The following is a 4529-nucleotide window of genomic DNA, read 5'->3' as shown; positions in this document are numbered from 1 at the left end:
AGATCAAACAGTGCCGGGAGCGTTCTGAAAGGCTCTATCGGGCTTACCAGGCCTTGTTGGAGCATACCGGGGAGATGGCCATTTCAGAGCGTTGCAGCTCGTTGTCCGGGCAATAGATATCTGAATCACAGCCGCTGGTGATGGCATTTTCTGCCAGGGTTTCGATATAGGACCAGCCCCAACGATCCGTCGGCACATCGGCAAAAGTGGCGCTCTGGTCGCTTGAGCCGGTTTTGGCCAGGGCGATATTGGATTGCACGGCGTCCAGTTCCGGCAGAGTGATGGAGAGGGATTGATCGCCATAACCATCCGCTGAAACCGTCAGCGCCACATCCCCAGGCAGCTGGGAGAGCACAAAGCCGCCGTAGGGTTCGGAGCTTTCAGCAGTCACCGTGCTGCCATCCCCACCCACCGCCAAGATGGTGGCCCCCACCACCCCCTCCTGGCTCTCCTCATCATAAATGTAACCGGTGAGAGTCCCGAGCAGATCATTGGTGTTGTCGGTTTGAAAACTCCATCGCCCACTGGTCGTCATGGCACCGTAGCCATCCACCGCCTCCACTTTCCAGTAATAGTGGGTGAGATCTTCAAGACCGGCGGAAATGCCGACAAAAGCCTGGGGAGTCCAAAGCGCCTCAGCACGATAGACCTCGTTGGTAAATCCATAGTCTGTCGCAATGATCAGATTATAAGTGACCCCATCCCCATCCGGATCAATCGCCGCCTGCCACTCGAAGACACCGACAGTCCGAACTGTTTGCGGCAGTGTCGGGGGTGAAGTCAGATTGAAGCTGCCGGGGGCGCTGTTACCGGATTGATTTTTATAGACCACTGAACGCTGCATGGGGGAAGTATCCAGAGTCTCCAAATCCTGAACGTAATAGTAGATTTCATACTGTCCGGCATCACTGAAACCGTTGTAAGAGAGCTGCCAGATTCCATTCGAACCCAAATCCAAAAATTCCCAGGGCAGATCTGGATCCACCTGCCCTGTTTCGGTGCCGTCAGCACTCTCCAGCACCTTGCCAGGCTCACGGATTTCTACCCAGCCCCAAGCCACTTCACTGTCGTCGTTGGTGGTCAGCCAAAGCTCCCCGGAAGAGTCCGTGGCAGTGAGATAAAGGGTTTCCGTCACCGCCTCGATTTCGGCCGGAACCAACGCAGAATTGGTCAGATGGGATCCTTCCCCACCCAGATAAAGCCCCTCGGCCACCTCACCATCCTCAACCTGGGCATCGTCAAGATCGTTGGAGCTGACGCCATCGCCATTATCGTCCAGCTGAGGGTGCTGCCTGGCACCATCGTCCAGTGGAGAACGGCTATTGGCGCTGGATGAACTCCCCCGGGTATAGGTCTCCGTGGACTCGGTCGCCGTGCGAAAGGCATCCTTCAGGGTGACCCCCTGACTCAATTCTCCAAACAACTCCTCCAGAAAAAATTCTCCCACCCGTACCGGCGTGCCTTCAGGATCCGCATCTGTATCAGGCTGCACCAACGCCCCTTTGTAGGAAACTTCGTCATCGGCGGCACAGGTCACCATCACCCGGCCCGATTTAGACACACTTTCAACAAAACTCCCCGAGTAGCACGCCCCAATGATAACCACCCGCTCCTGGGCCAAGGCATCTGGGTTTGAAACCGCCAGCCCCGCCTCCAATGTATCCAACCAGGCATCCAACTCATCCGGGGTGATGCTCTCGTCATCCAGATGAAACCGGTTGATGGAGCCGTGATCCACCATGACCACGAAAAGGGGGGCAGGAATATCAGTCATTTTTGCCAGAGCCCAATCGGTGATGGCCTCCTCAATACCGGCCTTGGAGGGCAGCTCGGTCACCCCCTCCTGGTCAGTATCATAATTAAAATATTGGATATCATCCCCTTTAAAGCCCCGATCGATAAAATGATTGTAGATGCGATTGGTGGTGAGGTTATGGGATTCCAGCCCCTCCTCGCTGTCGATTTTCCCCTCGACAATGATGGCATAGCCTGCCGAAGGCCCCACATAGAGGGTGGCCGAACCGTCACTTGCCATCAGCAAGGCGTTACCGGCAAAACTCGCTTCAATGGTGTAATATCCCTCTTCACCAAACCCCGAAAGCTCCGGGATGGCAAAACGCCCATCGGAACCGTCCGTCTCGGTTTCCTCCGTGGCCACCACCGAACCGTCCGGATCAGTGACAGTAAAGGTAATGGTCATACCGGAAAGATCGGAATCACTGGAACCAACCCGCTGAAGAAGCCCGGTACCGCTCACGGTTTCATCGGGCAGAATGGCATTGCTGGTCAAGGCGATGGAGAGGGCTGTCGGATAGGCGTCGCCGTCGTGGATGGTAAAAAGATAGGGGCCGACCGTGGCGGTATTGCCAGCTTGGTCCAGGGCAGCCACCGTCAGGGTGTAGTCCCCGTTATGCAGCCCAATCCCGAGACTGTATTCCCACTCCGACCAATCCCCATCGTCGCTATCGTCTTCAACCAGGGGCCAGGGATCCGGCTCATCATCGTCCCAGCCTGCAAACTGCTCGTCCCCTTCCACAAAATAGCTGCCGTCAGAAAGCAACAATCGCACCTCAGCCACCCCGGAACCCTCATCTTCCACAGCCCCCTCAATCAGATAGATATAATCCAGGATAGCTCCTTCCAAAGGCTCGGCGACACTGAGCGAAGGGGGGATTAGATCGATGTCAAACGCCTGGGACTGCACCTCACCGGCATTTCCGGACTCATCCATGGCGACATATTGCAGGGTAACGCTCTCTTCAAGAAGAATAGGGTCGCCTTCGACATAAAGTTGCCGTGTGGCACTGGTGGTGGGGTCGGTGCCATCCAGGGTGTAATAGATGCTGGCGCAGGGGGAGGCCGAATCGTTGCAGGAGAGGGCAATGCTCTGAGGCTGATTAAAAAGCCCACCGGTCACCACATCAGGTGTGGGCAGGCTGGTGGCCACTACGGTCAGATCAAAGGCATCCAGGTAGACCGTTTCGCCACCCGCAGTCAAGGAGATCACAATATCGGCGGTGGTGCCGACATTTTCCACCATGGGTCGCCCGGTAAGGGAGCCGTTGGCAGTATTGAAACTGGCCCATTCGGGTTGATTTTCGATGGCAAAGAACAACGTATCCCCATCGACATCCTCCCCCACCGGCGTAAACCGATAGACCTCTTCCTCATAGGCCTCTGTTTCAGGGCTGCCACTGATGGTAGGGGAATCGTCCACCCCGGTGATGGTGACAGTGATGGCGGCGGCGCTGGAAGTCCCAGTATCGTTGGTGACGTTGAAGGTAAAGCTGTCCGCCCCATAGGCGTCGGGGGTGGGGGTATAGGTATAAGCCCCTGTAGAGCCCGTCAGGGAGACCGTTCCCAGGCTACCTTGGGAGACGATGGCAAAGGTCAAATCCCCCCCTGCCGGATCCTCTCCACTCAGAGTTCCGGAGGCGGCGATATCTTCGGTGACGGATAAAGAGTCATCGCTGGCTGTCGGCAAGCTTTCCAGCTTTTCCAGCAGGAGGGTGCCATCCTGACCGACGATGATGAATCGTGTGCCATCGTGGACGATTCCCCCCAGCCACTCCTCGGTGATCCCAGACTCTTCGGCGCTCCAGTTGACGCCATCCGTAGAGGAGAGGATCGTGCCTTCCTGGCCGACGGCAACAAAACGATCATCGGCAAAAATCACGTCTGACAGACTGACATCAACACCAGAAGTGGTGGAAGCCCATTCCCCCCCCGGCGTAGCCGTCCAGATGTCGCCATTCCCCCCCACCATGACAAAGCGTCCGTTGCCAAAGGCCGCTCCATAGGAAGAGGTGGAGGACGGGGTTCGGGTGATCCACGGCCCGGAGGTGGATTGGGACATACCCAGTTTGCCGCCATATCCGGCCACGGCATACCAGCCATCTCCATAGGTGATTTCATGGACGGTTGAGCCCGTAGCATTGCCGCGATCCGTCCAGGTTGCGCCATCGGCCGAGGCCATAATATAGCCCTGGAAGGTGGTGCCGATAAACTCGCCGTTGATATATCTCAGGCTGGTGATGCCATAGCGCTCCGTGGCATTCGCCCCAGCCCAATTAACACCATCGTCAGTGGAATAGATGAGGGATTGATCGGAAGGGTACCATCCCCCCCCAGAGACCCAGTTGCCATTGCCATAGGCCACGGTAGAGAGGCCGTTGTCCTCCCCGGAACTTTGTTGAGTCCATACTTCCAGGTCCTCAGAGGTAATGACAGCGCCACTCCCCCCCACCGCCATATAGAGGCCATCTCCATAGGCGATTTCATTCAAACTATCCGTGGTGCCTGAATCCGACACAATCCAGGCAGCCTGGACAGTGGAGGAAAAAAGAAACAGCAAAGCCCCAATAAAGCGAACAAAAACACCTTTCATGGATCACCCCTCAGCTCTCCACAAGTATCAATTTAGAATTATAACTTTGGAAAGCATTGTTTGTTGGTAACTGCTCGCCCCCCCAAAAAAAATGAGGTGGCAGCACGATATTTCTTGACACGATTTTTCCATGCCAGAATGG

1 protein-coding gene is annotated in these 4529 nt (G+C 56.1%); it reads right to left on the bottom strand.

Features of this window, described 5'->3' with window-relative positions; translation table 11 throughout:
• Window positions 1-43: 43 nt before the first annotated feature.
• Window positions 44-4387, bottom strand: a complete 4344-nt coding sequence (locus HQL52_20030) for a chitobiase/beta-hexosaminidase C-terminal domain-containing protein (GenBank protein ID MBF0371730.1) — start codon at window positions 4385-4387, stop codon at window positions 44-46.
• Between the last annotated feature and the right edge of the window lie 142 nt (window positions 4388-4529).

Source organism: Magnetococcales bacterium (genome assembly GCA_015232395.1).
Lineage (GTDB): Bacteria > Pseudomonadota > Magnetococcia > Magnetococcales > JADFZT01 > JADFZT01.
Note: the sequence above shows the minus strand (reverse complement) of the source record. Positions and strands in the feature narration are given on the sequence as shown.